Consider the following 25,439-nt stretch of genomic DNA (forward strand, 5'->3'; position numbering starts at 1 on the left):
GCATTCCCTGCGCGACGGTCTTCACGCTTATACGCAGTCTCCCTGGTGCGCCGGGCTTGTTGGCCACCATCCCCAGCACAATGCGCTCGCATTGCGCCAGGTTGATACCAGCGTCGGGGTATCAGGACGCTGCGACTTCACGTCCGCAAGCGATCGTTCGTCCGCGCCTTCGTGAGAAGATGCTGCGATCTCTCGCGGCCATCGCATCCCCGCCTCGCGTGTCGTGACGATCGCGCGCTACGCCCCTCTGCGGTGAGGCGGGATGCGGGGAGATAATCATGATTTCCGAAAATACGCAAGATGTTTTTATTTTTCGGAACGAACGCTGCGTCTCACGCGCTGTCGGATGGAGCTCGTGCGCCTGTCTCTGGACTGCGGCTCCTCTCCGAAGTTGTGGCCCGCGGGCTGACATGCCCGCGATGCGAGGACCGCTATTGGGCTTTTAGGGCGAGACAGCAGCCCGACAGAGAGGCGTCTGTCTTCGTTTTTCTAGACGAGACGCAGGGACAACTGCGCGAGCATTGCCGTTGCATCAGATCGAGCTCGAAATTATCCACTGGACATCTTGAGAACATATAGCGAACATGATATCTAAATCCTGCCATAGCCCGTATACCGATCAAATGTCTCACGTGGAGTCGGCAATGCTCTCGGCCGGAGAAGATCTTATTCGCTTTGCAGATGGCCGGCGCTTCGGGACGATCCTTGCAGACCCGCCTTGGCAGTTTACAAACAAGACGGGCAAAGTTGCGCCGGAACATAAGCGTCTCGCGCGCTACGGCACAATGAAGCTCGATGAAATCTGCGAGCTGCCATTAGGTCAAATTTCCGCTGCGACTTCGCATCTCTACATGTGGTGCCCCAACGCGCTGTTGCCGGATGGTCTCGCTGTGTTGAAGGCTTGGGGTTTTACGTACAAGTCCAACATCGTCTGGCACAAGATACGCAAGGATGGTGGCTCGGACGGGCGAGGCGTCGGGTTTTACTTTCGAAATGTCACCGAGTTGATCCTCTTCGGTGTGCGCGGCAAGAATGCTCGGACCTTGGCGCCGGGGCGTCGGCAAGTGAACATGATCGAGACCCGCAAGCGCGAACACTCCCGGAAGCCTGATGAGCAGTACGATATAATCGAAGCCTGCTCACCCGGTCCGTTCATTGAGTTGTTCGGACGCGGTCCGCGCAAGGGTTGGTCGACCTGGGGAAACCAAGCCGAGGATTACAAGCCGACGTGGAAGACATATTCCAATCATTCGCAGGCTGGTCTGCTCAGCGCGGACTAGCGGTACGGCTGCCCATCCCAAGTTCGCTCACTGGCCGCTACTATCAAAACCGGGCACGTTCCCATCACTCCACGGCGGACGCGCATTTTCGCCTTGTCGAAAGCGGTCACGGTTGAAGTGCTTAAGTCGATGGGGAGCCTTGTGGACCGGTTTGCCTCAGGAAGTGTTGCCTGATACTCGGACCAGATACGTCTAGCCAAGTTCAATAGGCTCAGCCGATCCTTGGTGATAATGACTCCGGCCGAGATCACTCCGGCCTCGTACCAAGACCGATAGGAAGCCAGATCACGATCGAGGTTTCCATCCTTTGCGTTCCACTCGACGTCAAGGACAACGCGGCCCTTGTAGTTATCGACGAGATAACCTTCCTGGCGCACCGGCGGGAGCGTCTCTATCAGGTTATTGTTTCGGTCGAGCAAAATGCCCGTGGTCTCAAGATCGAGGCGGGCTTCGCGCCAACCACGAGCTGAAAAAAGAGTATCGATTTGATCGGCGATGTCACCCCGGTTTCCTCCGGGCTTTAGCCAATACTCTGGACTAAGTCGGTAGGTTGAAAGAACATCAACAATGTCTTGCCATTCAGGACCGCAGACCGCTTGCATTACTGCGGCCGCCGAGTTCGTCTCCATGTACTCCCAGTGATCGCGTGCCGTGGCCGGCAATACGGTCGGATCATCATAGGTGTAGGTTTCGAACATTATCCCTGGACATCCAGCGCCGAATCAGAGGCAAGATAGCTAGAGGAAAGCCCATCCGCTAGCACAGAAATTAGACCAAGCAGATTGCTCTAGACCTTCAAATTGTATTGGGAGCACAGCGGTGAAGAAGGTATCGAACAAGAGAAAGTCTGTAATCTCTCGACCAACCAGCGTCACGATCCACGGTGTAAAAACTCGAAGGGGCGAGAAGATGCTCGCTGGACCTTATCGTCTTGTGAACACGCAAACCAAGCGTGTTTTCGTTGGGTCTTTAATTGACACGATCAACAAAGGGAAGCTGCGCTTAGCGATATTTAGCGTTCCGAAACGGTAGCTGGACCTTATGTTGAAACCATCTTGGACGACGTTCTCGTCCGGATGGAGCTTATGACTTGTCCCACGCTCGATCGTCTAATCGGCGACGTGAAGCTGCAATACCGCCTGCTTCTGTAGATAGCCGATCACGTTGAAGAGGTTCTTGGCTTGCGGGTTGCCCTGCGGGCCGAACATGCGGATCAGGCTCTTGGGTGGTGTATCGATCGCCTCGCCGAGTTTTTCGAATCCGACGGTCGCCTTGATGCAGTCGCGAAGAATCGTCTTGCCGGTTTCCATGTCGCCGCTGAGCATTGCGTCGACACCTTCGCGAAGAAGCGCTGCTGCGAATCTCGCGTCCGCCTTCGCGTGCCGATGAACCAGCTTGTCGAAACGCTTTGTCTTCACGCTTCTCGCTCCATTCCACGCAGTGTACACCTCACCGCTTCTTCCACCCGCCGCGCTTTCCCGGCGCGCCACCGGTCGAGCGCGGAGCCGGGCCGAATTCGGGGCCGGACTCGCGGGAGTTGGTGGGCTGGATGATCTTGCTGCTGTTGCCGAATGGCTTTGGCGGCAGCTTGGCGTGGGGGCGGTAGGGCAGGGATTCCGGGCCGTGCATCTCGTCGAGATGCGGCTTGTGGACTTTGGAGCCGGTGCTTGGGCCGCCGCTGATGATGTCGTCGAGGGACGGCGCGAGCGGGTCGCGGGGCTTCACCCCACCCCGGCCGCCTTTGGCGGCCGACCCTCCCCCTCCAGGGGAGGGTGAAGAGGAGCCGCCTCGCGAAGACGCGCCGCCACGGCCCTTCATCGCGGTGGTCGGGAGATTGGCGGCGTCGCCGTATTTCTTGGCGCCGGCGTAGGCGCCGGCCTTGCCTTGCACGGTGCGCTGCTTGGCGGTGGGGTCGTCGACCACCGCGAGCTCGGTGGCGCGGAGGCGCTTGACCTCGTCGCGGAGGCGGGCGGCTTCCTCGAAGTTCAAATCGGCGGCGGCTTCGCGCATCCGGGTTTCGAGATCGGCCAGCACCGCCTCGAAATTGTGGCCGATCGAGATGACGTCGTCGGTGGTGGTGCCGCCGCCGGTCTCGATCAGCACGTGGTCGCGCTCGTAGACCGAGTTGAGGATGTCGCCGATCGACTTCTTCACGCTCTCCGGCGTGATGCCGTGGGCCGTGTTGTACTCGACCTGCTTCTCGCGGCGGCGGTTGGTCTCGGCGATGGCGCGCTCCATCGAGCCGGTCATCTGATCGGCGTAGAGGATCACCTTGCCGTCGACGTTGCGCGCGGCGCGGCCGATGGTCTGGATCAGCGAGGTCTCGCTGCGCAGAAAACCTTCCTTGTCGGCGTCGAGGATCGCGACCAGCGCGCATTCGGGGATGTCGAGGCCCTCGCGCAGCAGGTTGATGCCGACCAGCGCGTCGAACGCGCCGAGGCGCAAGTCACGGATGATCTCGATGCGCTCGATGGTGTCGATGTCCGAATGCATGTAGCGGACGCGGATGCCCTGCTCGTGCAGATATTCGGTGAGGTCCTCGGCCATGCGCTTGGTCAGCACCGTGATCAGCGAGCGGTAGCCGGCCTGCGCGGTCGCGCGGACCTCGCCGAGCAGATCGTCGACCTGGGTGCGCGCGGGGCGGATGTCGACGGGGGGATCAATCAGCCCGGTCGGGCGGATGACCTGCTCGACGAACACGCCGCCGGCCTCGTTCAGCTCCCAGCCGCCGGGGGTCGCCGACACCGCCACGGTCTGCGGCCGCATCATGTCCCATTCCTCGAAGCGCAGCGGGCGGTTGTCCATGCAGGACGGCAGGCGGAAGCCGTATTCGGCGAGCGTCGCCTTGCGGCGGAAGTCGCCGCGGAACATGCCGCCGATCTGCGGGATCGTGACGTGGCTCTCGTCGGCGAACACCAGCGCATTGTCGGGGACGTATTCGAACAAGGTCGGCGGCGGCTCGCCGGGCAGCCGGCCGGTGAGATAGCGTGAGTAGTTCTCGATGCCGGCGCAACTGCCGGTCGCCTCCATCATCTCCAGATCGAAGGTGGTGCGCTGCTCCAGCCGCTGCGCCTCGAGCAGGCGGCCCTGCGCATGCAGCTGGTCGAGCCGCATCTTCAACTCGGACTTGATCGACTTCATCGCTTGCACCAGGGTCGGGCGCGGCGTCACATAGTGCGAATTGGCGTAGACCTTGATGAACTCCAGCTCGTCCTGCTTGTGGCCGGTGAGCGGATCGAACTCCTCGATGTTCTCCACCGTGTCGCCGAACAGGTTCACGCGCCAGGCGCGGTCCTCATAGTGCGCCGGGAAGATGTCGATGACGTCGCCCCGCACGCGAAAGGTGCCGCGGGTGAAATCGTGCTGGGTTCGCTTGTATTGCAAAGCGACGAGGTCGGCGATGAGCTGGCGCTGGTCGATGCGCTCGCCCTTCTTCAGCGCGAAGGTCATCGCGGTGTAGGTCTCGACCGAGCCGATACCGTAGATGCAGGACACCGAGGCGACGATGATGACGTCGTCGCGCTCGAGCAGCGCGCGCGTCGCGGCGTGGCGCATCCGGTCGATCTGCTCGTTGATCGAGGAATCCTTCTCGATGTAGGTGTCGGTGCGCGGGACGTAGGCCTCGGGCTGGTAGTAGTCGTAGTACGAGACGAAGTACTCGACCGCGTTGTCCGGGAAGAAGCTCTTGAACTCGCCATAGAGCTGCGCGGCGAGCGTCTTGTTCGGCGCGAGGATGATGGCCGGGCGCTGCGTCGCCTCGATCACCTTCGCCATGGTGTAGGTCTTGCCGGAGCCGGTGACGCCGAGCAGCACCTGGGTGCGGTCGTTGCGCGCGATGCCCTCGACCAGCTCCTTGATCGCCTGCGGCTGGTCGCCCTTCGGCTCATAGGCCGACTTGATCTCGAAGCGGACGCCGCCTTCCGACTTCTCGGGGCGCGGCGGCCGGTGCGGCGTCCACACCTTGACCGAGCCGTCGTCCTTGCGGAACTCGGGACGGCCCTCGCGGATCAGCGACTCCAGCGCTTCCGCCGTGGCCTTGACGCCGAGCGCCTCCATCTTGTTGCGCGGCGGGCGGGCGAGCGCCTCCTCGTCGTCCTCGGCGGTGGGCAGGCCGAGCTGCCGCGCCAGTTCCGGATCGAGCGTCGGGATGGTGGCGGCGGTGCCGTAATTGGCTTGCGGCGCTTCGGTGAGTCCGGAGGCTGAGGCGGCGTCATCCGCCCCGAGGGGGTGATGCTGCGGAGGGAGGCCCCCACCCTGGCCCTCCCCCGCACGCGGGGGAGGGGACGCTAGCGGCGCAGTCTCGGCATCATCGCTGGCGCCGGCACGCGGCGCCTGCCGCCTGGAGCCCTCCCCCGCGTGCGGGGGAGGGTTGGGTGGGGGCGGGCCATGCGACGGATCGTTGTTTGACGATGAACGTCCACCCACCGGCTGCGGATTCGGCCGCAGCGGGATCGGGCGATCGGACGTGTCGCGGGCCGCAACCTCAGCGCTCTTGCCGCGCGTCGACGCCCGCGCGCGGTGCGCGGCGGCCTCGCCGCCGCTGCGGCGGTCCCAGGAATTGTCCGGCGGCGGCTTCAGTCCCGTTGAGGAACCGATGCCGCTCTCGCCCCGGTTGATGGCGGGATTGAGCAGCTCGGCGAGCGCGGGCGCGATCGGCTGCACGTCGGGCCGGTGCGCTTTCGATTTCGGGGTTCGGCCTGGCTTCTTGGGAGTGTCGGGGGTCTTCGCCATGGCCCGAATATGGGACGGATGGCGCCGAGTTGAAAGAGTGATCGGGCGCCGCGCACCAGCCTTGCTGACAGCATGGTGGCAGCAGCAGGCATCGAGACGCACGTGCTCCCGAAAGGCCACACGAGATCAGCGGGCGACTCGCGAGCCATGGCGCGCACGATGGCGTTGCCGCGACGCTACGCTGCCGTTCAATGCCGCGTCGGCTGCTCGACGATGTCGAGATGCACGCCGTGGCAGGCGACGCATTGCAGGGCCCAGTACTCGGAACCGCCGCGGCCGTTGATGACGCTCAGGACGCTCAGCTCCGCATCGCAGTCCGGGCATCGCGTACGCACCGAAAAAGCGAGGTGTTTGACGGCAGGCTCAGCCATGAATTGCAGTCCGCATTACGAATACACTCGGCATTTCGAATTGGCGTTTGATGTTGGCTTGGAACCGTCTGGCCGCGCGGGGGGACTCTCGGGGACTTCACTCTCGGAGATTGTTCCACGTCGCGCTATCCGTCTTTTCCCGGGGGTCGGTCGATATCCTCCGTCGCGTGCTTCAAAGTGCTGCGGTTCGGTCTGCAGCTGTCAGCGCCACCGCTTGCGAAAGCGGTCGATATGGCTTTTCGCGTCGGCAATCGCCATGTCCGCATCGGACCAGGCGAAGCCGACTTCGAGCGAGGGGAACGAAACGCCATTGATCACCACCGGGGTCATGTCCGCGCGGCGGATCCGCGCGTGCCACAAGCCGCGTCCTGCTTCGAACGGCTCGATGGCGAAGTCCTCGTACAAATACGTCATTGCGCAGTCCTGGATGTCCCGAACGGCAACGACAGCATGAATTGGTCCGAGCATTTGTGAACGGGTTCACACGTCAGCGTCTTTTTTGATGGCGTCCCTGCGCTGGGAATTCCGGGTCGCGGGCTGTGACGCCGCGCGCATGATCCAGCGTCGGAACGCGGCGAAATCACGTTGGCCGGCCTGGAAATGGCGGTAGACAAGATACCAGCGCTCGCCTTTTGGGACGGTCAATGCAAACGGTGCAACCAAGCGTCCCGCCGCGAGGTCGTCGTCGATATAGGGACGGATGCCCATGGCGACGCCGAGCCCGTCGATCGCGGCCTGCAGCGCATGTCCATAGTACTGGAACTCGGTGCCGCGCGCGCTGACGCGCGTGACGCCCGCGGCCTTCAGCCACAACGCCCAGTCCTCGGCGGCATGCGACACCCGCAGCAGGCTCGAGCCCTTGAGATCGGCCGGCTTCTTCAAGGTCGCGGCGAGCCGCGGCGTGCACACCGGCACGAGATCCGCGGCGAACAGCGGCTCGGCGACGAGGCCCGGCCAGGCGCCGTGGCCGAGCTTGATGCCGCAGCTCCAGTCGTCACCGAACGGCACCGCCGCCCCGCCGGTGGTGATGCGGACCTCGATGTCCGGCTGCTCGGTGCTGAAATCGGCCAGACGCGGGATCAGCCATTTCATCGCGAACGTCGGCCCGACGCCGAGCGTCAGCACCCGCATCGATGACGGCGCCATGATCTGCGCGGTCAGGCTCGACAGCGCGTCGAAGATCGGCGTCAGCCCGCTCTGATAGGCGCGGCCGGCGGCGGTGAGCGCCAGGCGGTTGGCCTTGCGCTCGAACAGCACGACGCCCAGCCGCTGCTCGAGCAGATTGACCATGCGGCTGATCGCGGCCGCGGAGACGTTGAGCTCGCTGCCTGCCGCGGCGAAGCTGCCGGTGCGCGCCGCCGCCTCGAACGCCTTGATGCCGTTGAGGAACAGCAGCCGTCTCATCGCGCCCTCAGGAAAACTGATGGAGGGCAAGATAACTCGGTTTGTGCGGATATCGCCAGTGCGACAAATTGCATGGCGAGGAGATCAGCCATGACACCCGCCCTGATTGCAGCGCTCGGATTGCTGATGGTGGCGACGGCGTTCCTGTCGGGCCTGTTCGGCATGGCCGGCGGGCTGATCCTGATCGGCGTGCTGCTGGCGATCATGCCGCTGCCGGCGGCGATGGTGCTGCACGCGGCGACGCAGATGGCGTCCAATGGCTGGCGTGCGGTGCTGTGGCGCCGGCACATCCGCTGGCGGCCGGTCGCGGTGTATCTCGTCGGCTGCGCGCTGGCGCTCGGCCTGTGGGCGCTGGTGCGCTACGTGCCGGACAAGCCGGCGGCGCTCCTGCTGCTCGGCGTCACCCCGTTCATGGCGCGGCTGATGCCGGCCGGCCTCAAGCCCGATCCGGACAGCGTCTGGCAGGGCGCGATCTACGGCACGATCTGCATGGGGCTGATGCTGATGACCGGCGTGTCGGGGCCGCTGCTCGACACGTTCTTTCTCGGCGCGCGGTTCGACCGCCGCTCGATCGTCGCCACCAAGGCGACGTGTCAGGTCGCGAGCCACCTCACCAAGCTGATCTATTTCGGCGGCATCATCGATCAGGCCGCGGGCCTCGATCCGGTGCTCGCGCTCGTCGCCGTCGGCGCGTCGATGCTCGGCACGAGCCTGGCGCGGCGGCTGCTCGAGGCGATGAGCGAGCAGCAGTTCCGCACCTGGGCCAACCGCATCATCACGGCGGTGGCGAGCTACTACATCCTCTATGGCGGCTGGCTGCTGCTGGCCGCGCAGAGCTCGGCGGCGGCAGAGTGAGGCGAGCATGGCCGTATCGGCAGACCCCCTGGTGCTGGACTTCGTCGAATGGGTCGCGCGCGCGCCGCGCAGCCATGCCGAAGTGGTGGCGACCTGGCGGACGAGCTGCCCGCGCCTGACGGTGTGGGAGGATGCCGCCGATCTGGGCTATGTCACGCGCGAGGCGATCACGGGCGCCGGCCTCTTCATCATCGTCACCGATGCCGGTGCGCGGCTGCTGCGCGACAACGGCCGCGTCGTGCGCTAGAACGGTCCGGACTTGGAGGAAGGACCGGGAATGGCCGTGAAACTGTATGAACTCGTCGGGACCGATGCGGGCCGCCCGTTCAGCCCCTTTTGCTGGCGCACGCGGATGGCGCTGGCGCACAAGGGGCTGAGCGCTGATACGATTCCGTGGCGCTTCACCGAGAAAAGCGCGATCGCGCCGCATGGATCGGAGAAGGTGCCGGTCATGCTCGACGGCGACCGCGCGGTGGCCGATTCCTGGGCGATCGCCAACTACCTCGAGGACACCTATCCGGACCGGCCGTCGCTGTTCGGCGGCGCCGGCGGCCGCGCGATGGCGCGCTTCCTCAATGCCTGGGGCGATATCGCCATCGTCGGCGGCATCTTTCCGCTGATCATCGCCGACATTCCGAAGAACCTCGCCGCCGAGGATGCCGACTATTTCCGCAAATCGCGCGAGGCGCGGTTCGGCAAGAGCCTCGAAGAGGTCATGGCCTCGCGCGACCAGGCGGTCATCGGCTTCCGCAGGTCGCTGGAGCCGCTGCGGCAAACCCTGAAGACGCAGGCCTTCATCGGCGGCGATACGCCTGACTATGCCGACTACATCGTGTTCGGGGGGTTCCAATGGGCGCGCGTGGTGAGCCCGTTCCGGCTGCTCGAGGAGAGCGACAGCGTCCATGCCTGGCGCGAGCGGCTGCTCGATGCATTCGATGGGCTGGCGCGCAAGTCGCCGGGCCATCCGGTCTAGCAACGCGGCGGCCGGCGCTCGCGCCAGGCCGCCAGCCCATCGGTGAGATCGCGGCTGCCGACCAGGCTCGCGAACTGTTCGCTCTCGACCTGTAGCCCTTCGCCGATCGCCATGTTGAGCCCGCGCGTCGCGGCGGTGATGATGCCGGCGACGGTGTCCGGTCCGTGGCGGATGATGCGCTGCGCCAGCGCGCGCGCCGCCGGCAACAGCTCGTGATGCGGCACGACGGCGTTGACGAGGCCGATCTCCAGCGCGCGCGGCGCCGGGAAAGAATCGCCGGTCAGCAGCAGCTCGAGTCCGCGCTTGCGGCCGACCAGCCGCGGCAGCCGCTGCGTGCCGCCGAAGGTCGGCGGCATGCCGAGCCTGATCTCGGGCTTGGCGAAGCTGGCGCGCTCGCTCGCGACCGCAAGATGCACGGCCTCGGTGATCTCGCAGCCGCCGCCGAAGGCGAGCCCGTTGACGGCGGCGATGACCGGCTTGCGGAACGCCTCCAGCCGCGCCGTCATCGCCTGGCCGCGCCGGACGAAGTCGCGCAGCGCGGCAGCGCGCCCCTGGCGGACGCTTGCGGTGAATTCGTCGATGTCGGCGCCGGCCGAGAAGGCGCGTTGTCCCGCACCGGTGAGGATCACGGCCCTGACGCCGGCATCGGTCTCGATGCGGTCGAGCGCGGCCATCAATCGATCGATCAGCGCGTAGCTGAGCGCGTTCAGCCGCTGCGGCCGGTTCAGCGTGATCACGGCGATGCGGTCGGAGATGTCGAGCAGGATGAGGTCGGTCATGGTGTCTCGCAGGCTGGCGGTTGGAGCAGGTGAAGACTAGGCGCCGCGGCAGCCGAGGTATATTCACTGGTCAGTATACATTGACCGAGCGCCGCCATGCCCCGTTCCTCCGATCCCACGCCCGCCCGCATCGTCGCCGCCGCGAGCAGGCTGTTCTATGCCGATGGCATCCGCGCCGTCAGCGTCGACGCGGTGGCGGAAAAGGCGGGGGTCACCAAGAAGACGCTGTACTATCATTTCCGCAGCAAGGACGATCTGGTCGCGGCCTATCTTGCCGCGCGCGACCAACCGAACCTGACGCTGTTCAAGCGCTGGTTCGACGAGACCGAGGGCGGGCTGCCCGACAAGATCGCCGGGATCTTCAACCAGCTCGCGCGCGCCGCGCGACATCCGAAATGGCGCGGCTGCGGCTTCCTGCGCACCACCGCAGAACTCGCCAATCTGCCCGGCCATCCCGCGATCAGGATCGGCGCCGCCCACAAGAAGAAGTTCGAGGCCTGGCTGCAGGCGATCTTCGAGGAGCAGGGAATTGCCGAAGCCGGCGGGCTCGCGCGGCAGATGCTGCTGCTGCTCGACGGCGCCTTCGCGGTCGTGCTGCTGCATCGGGACGCCAGCTACATGGAAACCGCGGGCGCGGCGGCACGGACGCTGGTCGCGGCGGCGCTGCCGAAGGGGAGGCGATATGCTTCCCGCAGCACTGTCAGCCGGCGCAGCCGTGTCCCCTGACCTGCTCGCCGCGAACGATCGTTGCGACCATCCGGCTGGCCATGCCGTCGAAATCGGATGGCTTGATGTAGCCGGCGGCGTAGGCTTCCTGGGTAAGCCGTTCGATCCTTCGATCCTCGGCGGTGGTCCATACGCCGGCGATATAGGCGGCGCCAGCCGGACCATAGGTCTCGGGATAGCGCTCGTTCTGGTTCTGCCGGTGATAGTAGTAGTGGTTGAGGCCGCTGATGAAGCTGTCGCGCTTGGCGCCGCAGCGGTCGCTCCAGGCGAGGTCGAGCGACTTCAGCGCGTCTTCGCGCTGCGAACGCCGGGCGTCCTCGGTGTATTTCTCGTGGTCCTGAAACTCCGCGCCGGTGACCGGCGGAAACGCCGCCGCGGTCGGCGCTTCGGTCAGGAACAGGCGTCCGCCAACCTGCCAGACGACGATGGCCGCAATGATGAAGATCAGCCGGTTCATGGCAGCGCTCGTTTGCTATCGCCGGTCCCGTTGCGCCTGCCGCGTCCGGCACACCGCAGACTCGTCGGACCAGAAGGCGGGTCCGGCGAATTGCGGGACCTCCTCACGCACATCGGCCGGAAAGTCCGCCTTGGTGATCCCCTTCTCCTCGAAGGCTTCGAACAACGCCTCCTTCACGCGCTGATCGAGCGGCGTGCCGACGCTGTCGGCCGCCTCCTGCAGCGATTTGTCGGTGCAGATCTTTGCGCCCCAGAACTGCCGCTTGCAATCCAGCTTGGCAACATAGGCGCGGGTGTAGGCCGTCAGTGCGTCCACCAGGTTCTGCTTCATGGTCTTGTCGCACGGCGACAGCTTGTAGGCCGTCGCGGCCTGCAACGCGTCCATCCGCAACGCGTCGAGCTTGGGATTCTTGTCGCTCTGCGAGGTGTGCTGCGCGAGCCACGCCTTGCGGTCGAACTCCTTTGCCTCCGGGCCGCCGAAGGTCATGTCGACCGTCGGGGATAGGGGAGCCACGACAGCCACGCCCCCCGGCGCCGGCGCAGCAAGGTTTGAGACCGTTTCAATCGAAGCTGTCCGCATCATGCCCCGCCACGGTCCATCCGGAAGCGGAAATCCCCTGACCGCCCAACTCACTCCTGCGAACGCAGCCAAAAATGCCGCACCTGCGGCGCCAATGAATCGCAACATGAAATAAGCCCATCCGCCAACGCCTGCACGGTAGTGCGTGCGGGTTAATGCATCCGATAGGGCCGCCGGCGGCGCGCAACGACGTGAACCGATCGTGACCGTGTTCGGCCGCGTTTGAAGAAAATGGCTCATGAGAAGGCTGCACGGCAATTCACAGCCTGCCGAGGTGACGTCACGTCCTGAGGGGCAACACCGAACGGCGCGCGAGCAGCGCGATGGCGGCATCGAGATCCGGCAGCACGGCCGCCGCATTCGCCCGCGAATGATCGTTCGGCGGCACGATGTCCGGCACCATCAAGGTGATCGCGCCGGCGGCGTGCGCAGAGGCGACGCCGGGATTGGAATCCTCGATCGCGACGCAGGCCGGCGCGTGCGTCCGCAGCCGTTCGGCGGCGAGCAGGTAGAGGTCCGGATGCGGTTTCGCCCGGGTCACGTCGTCGCGCGTCAGGACCGCATCGAAGCGGTGATCGATGCGGGCGAGGCGGAGATGCTCCGCGGCCGTGCGGCGCGAGGACGAGGTGACGACGGCCTTGGGCAGGCCGACCGCGTCGATCGCATCGAGCAGCGCGATGACGCCAGGCTTCAGCGGCATGCCCGCCTGCAGGATCTCGACCGTCTTGGCCGCGAACAGGCGGTTGACTTCGGCCAGCGGAAAATCGTCGCCGAAATGGTCGCGCAGGGTCTGCTCGTTGTCGGGTCCGGGAATGCCGATCATCGCGTGACAGAGCTCGACGACGCCATCGCTGTAGCCGAGCGCATTCAGCGCCGCGATCGCAGCTTCGAGATAGACCTTCTCGGTGTCGAGCAGCGTGCCGTCCATGTCGAGCAGGACGGCTTCGACGTGCCAGCGCGTCACGAGCCCGGCTCCGGTTTGCCCGCCAGTCTCTTGAGGCAGTTGGCGCACAGGCAGTCCTTGAAATTGCTTTGTCCGGTCTTGGGCAGCGGCAGGCGCACGGCCTCGTCGAAGCACCAGCAGGAGCCGCCCGGATCGCAGCTGAACGCCGTGCCGCACGACTCGCAGATGAGTTGCCGCGCGGTCATGTCCGCTAAACGATTTGTCACCTTCGGAACCACGTCCGACCAGCCCCTTTTCATGTCCGGTTCATCTGCCGGGGCAAGTATAGTGCGTGACAATCTGCCGCGCCATCGCAGTCTGCGGTCGCGGCAACACAGCGTTTCGGGAGCTCCCGCGATGACGGGCTCGAGGATGTGGCATGGCGCGTGATGCTCGAGCGGCTCTTGTCGCATTGAATCGCTTCGGCTTCGGCGCGCGTGGCGGTGCCTCGGGCGATCTCGTCAATGCGGCGTCGGACCCGCGCGGCTTCGTCAAGGCCGAGCTCGGCCGTCCCGATGGAGCGCTGCTGGAGGCGCCGGGTCTGCAGCCGACGGCAGCACTCGTCGCTGCCGTCTTCGCCTATCAGGACGAGGTCAAGCGGGCCCGCGAGGCCGCGAAGTCGGAGGCTGCGCCGCAGGAGCAGTCCAGCCCCACGCGCGGTCTGTCCCCGAACGGCGCGGACAAAGCCATGGCCGCAACGCCCTCGGCGGCCCCAGCGGCCGGTGCCGACCCCGCACCCGCGATGCAGGGAGCGCCGGCAAAGCCCGCGCAAGCCCAGCAGCCGCCGAACGTCGTCCAGAAGACGTTCCGTGCCGAAGCGCTGGCGCGGCTGCAGCGTGCCGTGCTCGCCGATTGCGGCTTCACCGAGCGGCTGGTGGCGTTCTGGTCGAATCATTTCTGCATCTCCGCCGGCAAGGGCGAGTTGGCGCGGATGTGGGCCGGTGCGTTCGAGCGCGAGGCGATCCGGCCGCACGTGCTCGGGCGCTTCGTCGACATGCTGAAGGCGGTCGAGCAGCACCCGGCGATGCTGTTCTTTCTCGACAACCAGGAATCGCTCGGACCGGACTCGCGCGCCGGCCAGAACCGCAAGCGCGGCCTCAACGAGAATCTCGCGCGCGAGATCATGGAGCTGCACACGCTGGGTGTCGGCGGCGGCTACAGCCAGGAGGACGTGACCTCGCTGGCGCGCATCATCACCGGCTGGAGCTTCGCCGGCCGCAACACCCGCAACGCGGCGCCCGGCAGCTTCGTGTTCAATGCCAATGCGCATCAGCCGGGGTCGCAGACGTTGCTCGGCAAGGTCTATGCGGATGATGGCCTCGCCCAGGGCGAAGCTGCGCTCGCCGACATCGCACGGCATCCGTCGACCGCGAAGTTCATCGCCGCCAAGCTCGCACGTCATTTCATTGCCGACGATCCGCCGCCCGCGCTCGTCGCACGACTCGAAGCCGTGTTCAGGAGGAGCGATGGCGACCTCAAGGCGCTGACCTTGGCGCTGGTGGACTCCGACGATGCCTGGTCGGCGCCGCTCACCAAGATCCGCTCGGCCTATGAGTTCCTGGTCGCCGGCGGCCGGCTGCTGGCGCGCGTGCCGGAGGATCCCGGCTTCTATCTCACTTCCCTGAACACGCTGGGCCAGCCGTTGTGGACGCCCGCGGGACCAAACGGATTCGCTGATACCAATGCGGTGTGGGCCGCGCCGGAAGGCATGAAGCTGCGGCTGGACATCTCGTCGCAGCTCGGCGGCCGACTCGGCAACAATCTCGATCCGCGCGAGCTGCTCGAGCTCGTCGCCGGCGATGCTGCGTCGACCGAGACACGCCGCACGATCGAGCGCGCGGAGTCGCGCCAGCAGGCGCTGGCGCTGCTGTTGATGTCGCCGGAATTCCAGAGGAGATGACGATGGACCGGATCGCGACCTCGCTGTTGACCTCGCGACGCCACTTGCTGCTGGCAGGCGCGTCCTTCGCCGCGTGGGGCTATTTGCCGAAATTCGCCCGCGCCGCCGACCAGCGCGATCCGCGGCTGATCGTCGTAATCCTGCGCGGCGCGCTCGATGGCCTCGCCACCGTCGCGCCGGTCGGGGATCCCGACTACGCCGGACTGCATGGCGCGATCGCGCTGACGACGACGGGACCAACTCCGGCGCTGCCGCTCGACTCGTTCTTTGCGCTGCATCCGTCGATGCCGGAATTCGCGCGCATGTATCGTGACAAGCAGGCTGCCGTGGTTCACGCGGTCGCGACACCATATCGCGAGCGCTCGCATTTCGATGGCCAGGACGTGCTCGAAAGCGGCTTCGCCGGTCCCGGCCGCGTGCAATCGGGCTGGCTGAACCGCGCAGTCGAGGCGCTGCCGCGCGGCCCCCGCGTCACGGGCGCGCTCGCGGTCGGTCCGACGGCACCGCTGGTGCTGCGCGGCGCAGCGCCCACCGTCGGCTGGGCGCCGGTAACCTTGCCGCAGGCCGATGACGACACCGCGACGCGGCTGGTCGACCTCTATGCGCATCGCGATCCCGCATTGGCGGCTGCGCTGTCGCAAGGGCTGAAGCTCGAGAAGGTCGCGTTCGGTGACGACATGAAGCCCAAGCCGGGCGGCAACCAGATCGCGGCGATGCGCCAGGTCGCGCGCGGCGCGGCGAAGCTGATCGCGGCGGATGATGGTCCGCGCATCGCGGCGCTGGCCTTCGACGGCTGGGATACGCATGCCAATGAAGGCGGCGCAATCGGCCGGCTGGCGCAGCTCCTGTCGGGCCTCGACGGCGCGCTCGCCGAGTTCGAGAGCGGTCTTGGCCCGCGCTGGCGGGATACGGTCGTGGTGGTCGCAACCGAGTTCGGGCGCACGGCGAAGATCAACGGCACCCAGGGGACCGATCATGGCACCGGGACGATTGCGCTGCTCGCCGGCGGCGCGGTGAAGGGCGGGCGGGTGATCGCCGACTGGCCGACGCTGAAGATGGCGAGCCTCTACCAGGGACGCGATCTTGCGCCGACGACGGATCTGCGCGCGGTGTTCAAGGGCGTACTCGCCGATCATCTCGGCATCGGCGAGCACGCGCTCGGCGGCGCGGTGTTTCCGGACAGCGCGGCCGTGAAGCCGATCAAGGGGCTCGTGGCCTAGGGCTCGCTCGCGCCCTGTCCTGATCGGGGCTCTGAAGCATTCCACATCGCGGCATCAGCGGCCACCGCCGCTGGCGCATTGCACCGCGAAGTCTGCTACTCCTCGACCTGCGGCATTCACCCCTCAGGAGATCAGCATGTTCATCGCCATGAATCGTTTTCGCGTCGCCAAGGGCTCGGAGGCCGCCTTCGAGCAGGTCTGGCTGTCGCGCGACAGCCATCTCGACAAGGTACCGGGCTTCGTCGAGTTTCACTTGTTGAAGGGACCGGAAGCGGAGGACCATACGCTGTATGCCTCGCACACGATCTGGGCGTCGAAAGCTGCGTTCGAGGACTGGACCAGGTCCGAAGCCTTCCGCGCCGCGCACCACCGGGCCGGCGACACCAAGGTGCACTATCTCGGCCCGCCGCAGTTCGAGGGGTTCGAGGTCCGCCAAACGGTGGGCAGCAAGACGTAGGACAAGGACAGAGTCCACCATTCAGACGAGATCCGTCTCAGCGGCCCGTCTTGGCTGAGCACGGCCGAGCGGACGCTTGATTTGCGCTGAACGACACGGCGGCCGACAGGACCCGGACGGTCGCCGGTCGTGCGCCCTCGGAAGCTGCTCGCGCCGGGCCTCGCCGGGCAAGCCGTACCGCCGAACCTGCTGACATCAACAAGGACGACGCCCCAGTGAAGCTCCGGCTGAGTCGCGGAGATGCGACGGTGTGCCGACGCTGACCAGTCGTCGCCGTCGGCAGACGCGCATGCGACCTCAGGCGCTCTCGGGAACTGGAGCCTCACGAGGCTGTTATCGCGTGTCTGAAACAGGAAGCCGAATGTCCGGCAGGGCGGGCAGCGCCAGCCAGCGCCCTCGGTCGTTCTGTTCTAGCGAAGGCCCGGATGGTTGCTCGGATCGAGGACGAACCTTCCGGCATATGACCACCGGCGCCGGCGACATCGTCAGAAGCTTCCCTCCGTTGCAACGCGCCACCTTCGTCGACGTTGACAGCCTGACCGCATGAGCGACGCGCGCTGCCCTTCCTCGTTCGGAGAGAGATTCGATGATCATCAGACAGCCGCTCAAGGTCCGCACCCCGGAGGAAGTTCTCGGGCTGATCAGCGCGCTGGCCGTCGCCATTTTTGCGGTCATCATCATCGCGCTGCTGTATTTCGGTCGCGATATCCTGGTCCCCGTGGCCCTGGCCATCCTGCTCAGCTTCGTATTGGCGCCATTGGTCGCGCAACTGCAGCGGCTTCGTGCCCCGCGCGGACTGGCCGTCGTCAGCGTGGTCGTTCTCGCATTCGTCGTGATCTTTACACTGGGCAGCCTGCTCGCCACCCAGCTCACCCAGCTTGCCAGTGAGCTGCCGAACTATCAATCGACGATGAGCAACAAGATCCAGTCGTTCCGCGACACCAAAGCCGGCAGAGGGACGCTCGAGCGTGCATCGGACATGCTCAAGGATCTGGGCAAGGAACTCGACAAACCGAAAGAGCCGGAAGCGGCTCGGCTGCCGAGCGGACTGCGAACGAATTCCTCAGTCCCTGTGACCCCGATCCCGGTGGAGGTCCGGCAGCCCGATCCCGGAGCGCTGGACAGTCTTCGCACGCTGATTTCGCCGCTCATTCATCCGCTGGCGACGACCGGCATCATCATCATCTTCGTGATCTTCATATTGCTTCAACGCGAGGACCTGCGGAATCGGCTCATTCGCCTTGCGGGCTCATCCGACCTGCAGCGCACCACGGCGGCGCTCGATGATGCGGCTTACAGGCTCAGCCGGCTGTTCCTCACCCAGCTCGCCCTGAACGGCGGATTCGGCGTCGTGATCGGCGTCGGCTTGTGGTTCATCGGCATCCCCAGCGCCCTCCTTTGGGGGATCCTCGCCGCAGCGCTTCGGTTCGTGCCCTATATCGGCGCCGTCATCGCCGCGGCGTTTCCGCTTGCTCTGGCGGCAGCGGTCGACCCTGGCTGGTCGATGCTGATTTGGACCTTGGCCCTGTTTCTCGTGGTCGAGCCGTTGCTCGGCCACGTCATCGAACCGATGGTCTATGGGCGCAGCACGGGCCTGTCCCCCGTGGCGGTGGTCGTTTCAGCCGCGTTCTGGACCGCGCTGTGGGGCCCAATCGGGTTGGTGCTCGCGACGCCGCTGACGGTCTGCCTGGTCGTCATCGGACGACATGTGGAGCGCCTGGAGTTCCTCGACGTCATGTTCGGTGATCGTCCAGCGCTGTCTCCTCCCGAGATCTTCTACCAGCGCATGCTTGCGAACGATCCGACGGAAGCGGCCGAGAAGGCAGAGGAGTTCTTGAAGGAGCGCTCGTTGATTGCCTATTGCGACGAGGTCGCGGTGAAGGGACTGCAATTGGCCCAAGCCGACGCCGACCGAGGGGCGCTCGCCTATGATCGCCTTGCAACGATCCGTGACGCCGTCGCCGAGTTGACCGCCGATCTTTCCGATCAAAATGATGGTCCGCTGGCGAAACGCGAGACCACCAGCGATCCGGAAGCTGCATCGGCCGTCGACAGCTCGGCCAGCAGTGGGGCAATCGACACGATACCCATCCTCAGCAAGGACAATCTCGCCGAAGGATGGCGGAGCGAGCAGCCGGTCCTGTGCGTGGCCGGGCGAACCCCGATCGACGAAGCGGCGGCGGTGATTCTCGCGCAACTGTCGTCGGTGCACGGGTTGGGCGCGAAGGTCTCAGGAGCGGAGGCGCTCTCGACGGCGAACGTCATCAAGCTCGAGCCCGCAGGTGTTGCGATTGCCTGCCTGATCTATATCGGCAATTCCGGCGTTGCACATATGCGCTACTCCGTTCGTCGCTTGAAGCGACGACTCCCCAAGGCAAGAGTGATGTTGGTCTGCTGCGCGGCCGACGTCGATCAGGAGGCCGCGAAGGTGCTGCAGGAAGCCACCAAGGCCGATCTGGTCGCGGCGAGCATGGGTGAGGCTGTCAGAATGTGCGTCGAAGTCGCGCAGGCGAAGGCTTCTCAGCAGGTCCCATTGAAGCAGCAGAACACGACGACCAACGTAGCGTGAGACGCGCCACGTCCAACGACCAAGGCCAGACAAAAAAATGCGGCCCCGGTCAGAGACGGCGACTGACGGGGACCGCTGAAACGCGTGACCGGTGACGGGGGATGATCAGGCGCTCGATGGAGCGTAGGCCTGCCCCGTGACGGCGGCGTGACACCGCCCGTTCACAGCGCCTTGCGGTAGACGATGAAGCCCGAGCGCTCGGCGATCTTGTTGTAGAGCACCTGTGCCGTGGTGTTGGTCTCGTGCGTCTGCCAATAGACCCGCGGCGCACCGGCCTGACGCGCTTCGCGGTAGACCGCCTCGATCAGCGCCCGTCCGACGCCCTTGCCGCGGGCGGCCTCGCTCGTGAACAGGTCGTTGAGATAGCAGAGCGGCCCGATCGTGGTGGTGGCGCGATGAAACAGGTAGTGCGCCAAGCCGATCAACTCGCCACCGCTCTCGGCGACCAGGGCATGGACCGGCTCGTCGGCATCGAAGAAGCGCGACCATGTCATCGCGGTCACCTCGGCCGGCAGCGCCGTCGGCCCCGAACGGCCGTAGAAGGCATTGTAGCCGTCCCAGAGCGGCAGCCAGTGATCATGGTCGTCGCGCGCGATGGCGCGCACAGTGAGTGCTTCGTGCATGAAGGCTTCGCCGTCCGTTTGAATCTCGACGGACCTTCGATACGCGCAGCCGCGTTGGCGATCAATCCGGGACGGGCTGCACCGGTTCGGCGGCGGGCGGCCGTACCAGCTCGACCTAGACGGACCGATCTTCCTCGGTCAGCGGCGAGAGCGAGAGCTCGCCCCGCCGCTCGATCAGGATCAGCAGTGACGCCGCCAGCAGGATCGCGAGTGCCAGGGTCACGGCAACGATTACGACCGTTGATTTCATCGCCATTTTGTGCGCGAGACAATCATCGCCTGTTGTCGCGAAAACCGCGAAGGGTTGTCAAAATGGCTTCCTGTTAAGCGGGCATCGACAAGACGGCGCGGATCGACACCACCGCGATGGTGACGCTGACACCCAACGAGAGCGTGCTGGCCGCGATCGTTGCGACCACGGCGGTGGTCAGGCTGGGCGAAAGGGTGAGCGTTGCGTGGTCGTGAAAGCCGCTGACGGGCGTACGGAGCCCTCTACGGTGGTTCGACTCCTGCGGCGACGCATGGCCGCGGACCCAACTGAACCTCGGAACGGAAGCAAGACGCCACCCGGACATGAAGTCGAAATCCCTTACCCATACATCCGCGAGCGAATCACTCGCAGAGGTAAATTCTAAGGTCGCGCTGGGCAGGATTGCGGCGGCAAATCGGAAAAAAAGGCAGGAACATGGCGCTGGCGGTGTTTGTTCCCGCCGAAGCGTGTATTTTCCCCGCTGTTCTACGGACGGTCCGTAGTCTTACGGTGAATGCCTCACCCGTAGTCGGCGGCGATGCCGGCCGAATCGATCAGCGCCGGCTGCCAATCCATCGCGACGAAACCGGGTGTCTGTTCGACGCGGCGCAGCCAGTTGCGGATCTTCGGGAAGGTCGACAGGTCGAAGTCGCAGCGATCGGCGACGTGGGTGTAGCCGTAGAGCGCGATGTCGGCGACCGTCAGCTGCTTCGCGGCAAAGTAGTCGTTGCTCTTGAGATGATTCTCCATCACCTGGAGCGCGGCGTAGCCGCGCTCCATCCAGTCCTCGAGCGCATGTGTCTGCAGGTCGCGCCCGCCCTTGACCAGCAGCAGCCAGAAATAGGCGGCGCCGATGTTCGGCTCCAGCGCATGCTGCTCGAAGAACATCCACTGCAGCGCTTCGGCGCGCTCGATGCGCTGCTCCGGCACCAGCGGCGTGCCGCCGGCGACATACCAGAGGATCGCGTTCGATTCGGCGATGAAGCGGTCCTCGCCGACCTCCAGCAGCGGCACCTGGCCGCTGGGATTCTTGGCGAGAAAATCCGGCGTGCGGCTCTCGCCGCGCAGGATGTCGATCTCGATCGCCTGATAGGGCGCGTTCAGAAGCGCGAGCGCAAGGCGGACCTTGTAGCTGTTGCCTGACCGCTGCATCGAATAGAGCTTGTACATCCGGCCGATTTCGAGTTCGAGGAATCAAAGGTTGGACGCATCGCACATCCAGACGCCAGATCGTCCCGCAATGCGGCCAGACAATGATGCCGATGGGCGCAGGCTGCAAGAGCCGGCGGATGGAAAAAGTCGAAATGCGCTACTGCACTGCACTCTCGAATAACAACTTTCCAATAGATTCAAACAATCGAGATCACGCCTGCGCGATGCGCGCGTGTCCACCGATCTCGACGGCGCGATCGGTGAGTGCGCGGCGCAGGGTCAGCGCGAACAGGGCCATCAGAACGATGAGGCCCAGCGGTATCGTCGTCAGCCCGGCGACGCTGCGCGAGAGCAGCGGCACGATCCAGGCGGCCGCGAGCACGCTGAGCTCGTAGTCGCGAAAGCCGTTCGCGAGGCCGTGCCGGACGAAGAAGATGATCGCGACCGCGACGACGACGAGGTCGTAGTCGAGCACATAGGGCGTCGCCAGCAGGCTCGCGCTCGCCAGTGCCGAAGCCTTGAGATCGAACGCGGCCTCGCTCTGCCACAGCCATGCAAGTCCGGCCGCGAGCGACAGCGCCAGCAGGCTCTGCAGCGCATAGGCGGACCTGATATCGGCGCCCCAATGACGCGCGGCCGAGAACACCGACTGGATCTTCTCCCAGCCGGTGCCGCCTTGCTCGAGCACGACGCTCTGTGTGAAGGTCATCGACTGGAAGAAGGCGTGCCAGACGTCGCTGCCGAGCGCGGCGAAGCTGATCGCGACCAGCGCGGCCACCGTGGCGGCTGCCGCAGCAATCGTCGGCCAGCGCGTGCCTGCGAGCAGCGCCACGGGAATGAGCACGCCGAATTGCGGCTTGTAGGCGAGCAGGCCGATCAGGACGCCGGCCGCCCACGGCCGGCCGCGCTCCATCAGCAACAGCGCGCCGCCGAGCAGCGCCGCGGTGAAGAACGCGTTCTGGCCGTGACCGATGTTGACGAACACGGCGGGAAAGGCGGTCGCGACCAGCAGGGTCTCGGAACGCGGCAGGATTGCGCGCATGACCGCGAGGTATGCGAGCAGGCTCGACACGACCCAGAGCGCGAGCCCTCCGGCATAGGGCAGCAGGGCGGTGATGGCGGCGATCGCGAAGAAGAAGGGCGGGTAGTGCCAGCCGAAGAACGGCACGTCGCGGCCGTCGAACACGGCCTTTTCCGTCGCATGCTGCAGCGGCGGATTATAGGCATCGGCCGCCTTGCCCTGAAGGGTCAGCACGCCTGCCGCATAGACGTTGGAGAAGTCGGTGCCGATCGGCTTGCCGTTGCGGTCGACCAGGCCATCGGACAGCGCGATCCAGCCGGCGATTGCCGCGATCGTGACCGCGAGCAGAATCCAGCTGTAGGACTTGATCCGCGTGGCCGTCAGCCAGTCGCCGGATCGCAGGGCGTACCCGATAGTGGTCATTTCGGCCTGAGACTCTGGACAATCGTCGGTCCACGCTAGCGGGGCGGCTTTAACGTTCTCTAAAGTCTTGGGAGCCATGTGCCCAAGCTTCTTGCGATGCAGCGCTGGGGGCCCTACAAATGGGCGTTTCCCTGACATGACTGGTCGTGGCCCCGAGGGGGTGATCCACGACGCCTGCATAGGAGCTGATGATGTCCTTTCTCGCCGCTGCGCTCGACCGTGTGAAGCCGTCCGCGACCATCGCGGTCACGGATAAAGCGCGCGTCCTCAAAGCGGCGGGCCGCAATGTCATCGGCCTCGGCGCTGGCGAGCCTGATTTCGACACGCCCGACAACATCAAGCAGGCCGCGATCAAGGCGATCCAGGACGGCAAGACCAAGTACACCGCGGTCGACGGCATCCCCGAGCTGAAGGAAGCCATCATCGGCAAGTTCCAGCGCGAGAACGGCCTCACCTATAAGCCGAACCAGGTGATCGTCGGTGTCGGCGGCAAGCAGGTGCTGTACAATGCGCTGATGGCGACCATCAATCCCGGCGACCAGGTGATCATCCCGGCGCCGTACTGGGTCAGCTATCCCGAGATGGTCGCGCTCGCCGGCGGCGAGCCGGTGCCGGTGGTCTGCACCGCCGCCCACGGCTTCAAGCTGCAGCCGGAGGCGCTGGAGAAGGCGATCACGCCGAAGACCAAGTGGCTGATCCTGTGCTCGCCGTCGAACCCGACCGGCGCGGCCTACACCAAGGCCGAGCTGAAGGCGCTCACCGAGGTGCTGGTCAAGCATCCGCATGTCTGGATCATGACCGACGACATGTACGAGCACCTCGTCTATGACGACTTCGTGTTCACCACGCCGGCGCAGGTCGAGCCCTCGCTGTTCGACCGCACGCTGACCGTGAACGGCGTCTCCAAGGCCTATTGCATGACCGGCTGGCGCATCGGCTATGCCGGCGGTCCGGCGCACCTGATCAAGGCGATGGCGACGATCCAGTCGCAGTCGACCTCGAACCCGTGCTCGATCGCGCAATGGGCGGCGGTGGAGGCCCTGAACGGTCCGCAGGACTTCATCCCGGCCAACAACAAGGTGTTCAAGGAGCGCCGCGACCTCGTGGTGTCGATGCTGAACCAGGCGAATGGCATCGAATGCCCGCGGCCGGAAGGCGCGTTCTACGTCTATCCGTCCTGCGCCGGGACGATCGGCAAGACCGCGCCGTCGGGCAAGGTGATCGACAATGACGAGGCCTTCGTCACCGAGCTGCTGGAGACGGAGGGCGTCGCCGTGGTGCAGGGCTCGGCCTTCGGCCTCGGCCCGGCCTTCCGCATCTCCTACGCGACCAAGACCTCCGACCTCGAGGACGCCTGCAAGCGAATCCAGCGCTTCTGCGGCAATCTGAGGTAATCGGGCAACATCCTTCTCGAAACACCAGAAGCCAATTTCCAGGCCGAAAGGCGCCATGTTTTGAACATGGCGCCTTTCTTTTGTCGGCCGACAAGTCTGGTGGCGTAGGGTTGGAGTTCGATGCGGCTGCTTCTGCTGTCGATCGCGTTGATGGTGATGATCGTGCCGCTCGCGCAGGCCCATCAGGGGCGGCCGATGCGCGCCGGCGTGCTCGAATGCGAGGGACGAAAGACCTCCGGCAGGCTCGTGATGTCCCAGTCCCGCCTGCGCTGCGTGTTTCGCAGTCAGGGCCGCCAGCCGGAGCGCTATGTCGCCAAGGTCCGGCGTTACGGCCTCGATCTCGGCCTGACGGATGTGACCAGGATGGCGTGGGCGGTCAGCGCACCGGTCAACGATTTCGGCCGCAGCGAGCTGCGCGGGCGCTATGGCGGATTGTCCGCCAACGCGGCCGCTCTGGTCGGCTTCGGCGGCAGCTTCCTGGTGCGCGACACCGATCGCGCCGCGGCGCTGCAGCCGATCAGCCTGCAGGGGCAGACCGGCTTGAACCTCGCTGCCGGAATCACCGAGGTCGAGCTGGTGCCGCTGCTGCCGATCCACCCGAGCCCGAGCCGTTCATCGTCCTACTTCTCGCGCTTCTATCGCTGAGACCCTCGATCGGAGAGACTCGGACACGTCCAGGCGAACGCGTCGCAGTCGCTGCCTGCGTCGGCGCGCCGGCTCGTGCCGACGGCGCGGCGAATCTGGTGCGACTGTAAGGCTTGTGGCATAGATGTGGCGCCCTGTGATCGTGCGTCCGATCGACGGGTCTGCATCACACGTTCATTTCAGCCGGAGTTCTATTCATGCGCTCGACCATCCTCGCCGGGCTCGCCGCTGCGATCGTCCTCTGCACCGGCGCTGCCCAGGCGCAAGATCGCGTGCGGGTCGGTGTCCTCGAATGCCGCGGCGGCGCCAGTGTCGGCTTCATCGTCGGCTCGGTGACCCATCTCGGCTGCGTGCTGCGCGCCGACGGCCTGCCCGAGGACCGCTACGTCGCGACCATCCGCAAGGTCGGCCTCGATCTCGGCATCACCCAGGAATCGCTGCTGGCCTGGGTGGTCTATGCACCGGTCGCGCGGCTCGGGCCGGGCGATCTCTCCGGCGACTATGCCGGCGCCCAGGGCTCGGCCGCGGTCGGTGTCGGTGTCGGCGGCAACGTGCTGGTCGGCGGCTCCGCCAACTCGATCGCGCTGCAGCCGCTCAGCGTCCAGGGCCAGGTCGGCCTCAGCGTCTCGGCGGGGCTGCAAAGCCTCGAATTGCGCCCGGGGCGGTGATCTTCCCTTTGCCTTGAAC

The 25,439-nt window shown here is 65.6% G+C and carries 27 protein-coding genes; 12 read left to right on the forward strand and 15 right to left on the reverse strand.

Annotated elements, in window-relative coordinates; all coding sequences use genetic code 11:
• The first annotated feature begins 644 nt into the window (after positions 1-644).
• Positions 645-1,280, forward strand: a complete 636-nt coding sequence (locus ACQR1E_RS29615; protein WP_434842728.1) for an MT-A70 family methyltransferase — start codon at positions 645-647, stop codon at positions 1,278-1,280.
• Here the strand turns inward: ACQR1E_RS29615 and ACQR1E_RS29620 are convergent.
• The 6 genes from ACQR1E_RS29620 to ACQR1E_RS29645 all read right to left on the reverse strand — a co-directional run bounded on the left by ACQR1E_RS29620 (position 1,277) and on the right by ACQR1E_RS29645 (position 7,786).
• A complete protein-coding gene (locus ACQR1E_RS29620; protein WP_434842729.1) occupies positions 1,277-1,978 on the reverse strand; it encodes a BglII/BstYI family type II restriction endonuclease in 702 nt (233 codons plus the stop codon). The two genes, ACQR1E_RS29615 and ACQR1E_RS29620, sit on opposite strands and share 4 nt — an antisense overlap.
• A 411-nt stretch (positions 1,979-2,389) precedes the next feature.
• Positions 2,390-2,698 (reverse strand): transcriptional regulator, encoded by a 309-nt coding sequence (locus ACQR1E_RS29625; protein WP_434842730.1) that lies wholly within the window; start codon positions 2,696-2,698, stop codon positions 2,390-2,392.
• A 31-nt stretch (positions 2,699-2,729) separates the two neighbouring features.
• The gene (gene uvrB / locus ACQR1E_RS29630) at positions 2,730-6,011 is read right to left on the reverse strand and encodes an excinuclease ABC subunit UvrB (protein WP_434897912.1); all 3,282 of its coding nucleotides are present in this window, start codon (positions 6,009-6,011) and stop codon (positions 2,730-2,732) included.
• Between the two features lie 188 nt (positions 6,012-6,199).
• On the reverse strand, positions 6,200-6,382 hold the full coding sequence (locus ACQR1E_RS29635) for a hypothetical protein (protein WP_315714095.1): 183 nt from the start codon (positions 6,380-6,382) through the stop codon (positions 6,200-6,202).
• Positions 6,383-6,583: 201 nt separating this feature from the next.
• Positions 6,584-6,796 (reverse strand): hypothetical protein, encoded by a 213-nt coding sequence (locus ACQR1E_RS29640; protein WP_035655128.1) that lies wholly within the window; start codon positions 6,794-6,796, stop codon positions 6,584-6,586.
• Positions 6,797-6,862: 66 nt separating this feature from the next.
• Positions 6,863-7,786, reverse strand: coding sequence for a LysR substrate-binding domain-containing protein (locus tag ACQR1E_RS29645; protein WP_315714096.1), 924 nt, complete (start codon positions 7,784-7,786; stop codon positions 6,863-6,865).
• 90 nt (positions 7,787-7,876) lie between these two features.
• Between ACQR1E_RS29645 and ACQR1E_RS29650 the strand changes: the two genes are divergently transcribed.
• From ACQR1E_RS29650 to ACQR1E_RS29660, 3 genes are read left to right on the forward strand one after another with little or no spacing between them, the layout of a single operon-like run.
• Positions 7,877-8,641 carry a sulfite exporter TauE/SafE family protein gene (locus ACQR1E_RS29650; protein ID WP_315714097.1) on the forward strand — a complete coding sequence of 255 codons (765 nt, stop codon included), beginning with the start codon at positions 7,877-7,879 and terminating at the stop codon, positions 8,639-8,641.
• A gap of 7 nt (positions 8,642-8,648) precedes the next feature.
• A complete protein-coding gene (locus tag ACQR1E_RS29655; protein ID WP_315714098.1) occupies positions 8,649-8,888 on the forward strand; it encodes a hypothetical protein in 240 nt (79 codons plus the stop codon).
• A gap of 30 nt (positions 8,889-8,918) precedes the next feature.
• Complete coding sequence (locus ACQR1E_RS29660; protein ID WP_316169331.1) at positions 8,919-9,614, forward strand: glutathione S-transferase family protein; 696 nt, start codon at positions 8,919-8,921, stop codon at positions 9,612-9,614.
• On the opposite strand, the gene ACQR1E_RS29665 is transcribed toward ACQR1E_RS29660, so the two are convergent.
• Positions 9,611-10,393: a crotonase/enoyl-CoA hydratase family protein gene (locus tag ACQR1E_RS29665; RefSeq protein ID WP_316169330.1), complete on the reverse strand. Its 783-nt coding sequence runs from the start codon at positions 10,391-10,393 to the stop codon at positions 9,611-9,613. The two genes, ACQR1E_RS29660 and ACQR1E_RS29665, sit on opposite strands and share 4 nt — an antisense overlap.
• A 96-nt stretch (positions 10,394-10,489) precedes the next feature.
• Between ACQR1E_RS29665 and ACQR1E_RS29670 the strand changes: the two genes are divergently transcribed.
• Positions 10,490-11,119 carry a TetR/AcrR family transcriptional regulator gene (locus ACQR1E_RS29670; protein WP_316169329.1) on the forward strand — a complete coding sequence of 210 codons (630 nt, stop codon included), beginning with the start codon at positions 10,490-10,492 and terminating at the stop codon, positions 11,117-11,119.
• On the opposite strand, the gene ACQR1E_RS29675 is transcribed toward ACQR1E_RS29670, so the two are convergent.
• From ACQR1E_RS29675 to ACQR1E_RS29690, 4 genes are read right to left on the reverse strand one after another with little or no spacing between them, the layout of a single operon-like run.
• On the reverse strand, positions 11,094-11,576 hold the full coding sequence (locus tag ACQR1E_RS29675; protein WP_315714102.1) for a hypothetical protein: 483 nt from the start codon (positions 11,574-11,576) through the stop codon (positions 11,094-11,096). The genes ACQR1E_RS29670 and ACQR1E_RS29675 overlap by 26 nt on opposite strands.
• A 15-nt stretch (positions 11,577-11,591) precedes the next feature.
• Positions 11,592-12,395, reverse strand: a complete 804-nt coding sequence (locus ACQR1E_RS29680; RefSeq protein ID WP_316169327.1) for a hypothetical protein — start codon at positions 12,393-12,395, stop codon at positions 11,592-11,594.
• 40 nt (positions 12,396-12,435) lie between these two features.
• Entirely contained in the window at positions 12,436-13,119 is a 684-nt protein-coding gene (locus ACQR1E_RS29685) for an HAD family hydrolase (RefSeq protein ID WP_434897913.1), read from the reverse strand.
• Positions 13,116-13,358, reverse strand: coding sequence for a cysteine-rich CWC family protein (locus ACQR1E_RS29690; protein WP_434897914.1), 243 nt, complete (start codon positions 13,356-13,358; stop codon positions 13,116-13,118). Before ACQR1E_RS29690 ends, ACQR1E_RS29685 begins: the two co-directional genes overlap by 4 nt.
• Positions 13,359-13,477: 119 nt before the next feature.
• Here ACQR1E_RS29690 and ACQR1E_RS29695 point away from each other — a divergent pair, with 119 nt between their 5' ends.
• From ACQR1E_RS29695 to ACQR1E_RS29710, 4 genes are all read left to right on the forward strand, one after another.
• A complete protein-coding gene (locus ACQR1E_RS29695) occupies positions 13,478-14,998 on the forward strand; it encodes a DUF1800 domain-containing protein (RefSeq protein WP_434897915.1) in 1,521 nt (506 codons plus the stop codon).
• Entirely contained in the window at positions 14,995-16,218 is a 1,224-nt protein-coding gene (locus ACQR1E_RS29700; protein WP_434897916.1) for a DUF1501 domain-containing protein, read from the forward strand. The genes ACQR1E_RS29695 and ACQR1E_RS29700 overlap by 4 nt, the downstream gene beginning before the upstream one ends.
• Before the next feature lie 136 nt (positions 16,219-16,354).
• Positions 16,355-16,675 carry an antibiotic biosynthesis monooxygenase family protein gene (locus tag ACQR1E_RS29705; protein ID WP_315714107.1) on the forward strand — a complete coding sequence of 107 codons (321 nt, stop codon included), beginning with the start codon at positions 16,355-16,357 and terminating at the stop codon, positions 16,673-16,675.
• 586 nt (positions 16,676-17,261) lie between these two features.
• Positions 17,262-19,244 carry an AI-2E family transporter gene (locus ACQR1E_RS29710; RefSeq protein WP_316169325.1) on the forward strand — a complete coding sequence of 661 codons (1,983 nt, stop codon included), beginning with the start codon at positions 17,262-17,264 and terminating at the stop codon, positions 19,242-19,244.
• 161 nt (positions 19,245-19,405) lie between these two features.
• Here ACQR1E_RS29710 and ACQR1E_RS29715 read toward each other — a convergent pair whose 3' ends face one another.
• The 4 genes from ACQR1E_RS29715 to ACQR1E_RS29730 form a co-directional block, all read right to left on the reverse strand.
• A complete protein-coding gene (locus ACQR1E_RS29715; RefSeq protein ID WP_316166514.1) occupies positions 19,406-19,867 on the reverse strand; it encodes a GNAT family N-acetyltransferase in 462 nt (153 codons plus the stop codon).
• 115 nt (positions 19,868-19,982) lie between these two features.
• Entirely contained in the window at positions 19,983-20,117 is a 135-nt protein-coding gene (locus ACQR1E_RS29720; RefSeq protein ID WP_316166663.1) for a hypothetical protein, read from the reverse strand.
• A gap of 519 nt (positions 20,118-20,636) precedes the next feature.
• On the reverse strand, positions 20,637-21,287 hold the full coding sequence (locus ACQR1E_RS29725) for a glutathione S-transferase family protein (RefSeq protein WP_315714112.1): 651 nt from the start codon (positions 21,285-21,287) through the stop codon (positions 20,637-20,639).
• A 193-nt stretch (positions 21,288-21,480) separates the two neighbouring features.
• Positions 21,481-22,713, reverse strand: coding sequence for a glycosyltransferase family 87 protein (locus ACQR1E_RS29730; protein WP_315750065.1), 1,233 nt, complete (start codon positions 22,711-22,713; stop codon positions 21,481-21,483).
• 191 nt (positions 22,714-22,904) lie between these two features.
• On the opposite strand from ACQR1E_RS29730, the gene ACQR1E_RS29735 reads away from it, so the two are divergent.
• From ACQR1E_RS29735 to ACQR1E_RS29745, 3 genes are all read left to right on the forward strand, one after another.
• Positions 22,905-24,107, forward strand: a complete 1,203-nt coding sequence (locus tag ACQR1E_RS29735; protein WP_315714114.1) for a pyridoxal phosphate-dependent aminotransferase — start codon at positions 22,905-22,907, stop codon at positions 24,105-24,107.
• A 120-nt stretch (positions 24,108-24,227) separates the two neighbouring features.
• On the forward strand, positions 24,228-24,752 hold the full coding sequence (locus ACQR1E_RS29740; RefSeq protein WP_315714115.1) for a DUF992 domain-containing protein: 525 nt from the start codon (positions 24,228-24,230) through the stop codon (positions 24,750-24,752).
• A gap of 197 nt (positions 24,753-24,949) precedes the next feature.
• The gene (locus ACQR1E_RS29745; protein WP_315750066.1) at positions 24,950-25,420 is read left to right on the forward strand and encodes a DUF992 domain-containing protein; all 471 of its coding nucleotides are present in this window, start codon (positions 24,950-24,952) and stop codon (positions 25,418-25,420) included.
• Positions 25,421-25,439 lie beyond the last annotated feature (19 nt).

Source organism: Bradyrhizobium sp. HKCCYLRH1030 (assembly GCF_051168395.1).
Lineage (GTDB): Bacteria > Pseudomonadota > Alphaproteobacteria > Rhizobiales > Xanthobacteraceae > Bradyrhizobium.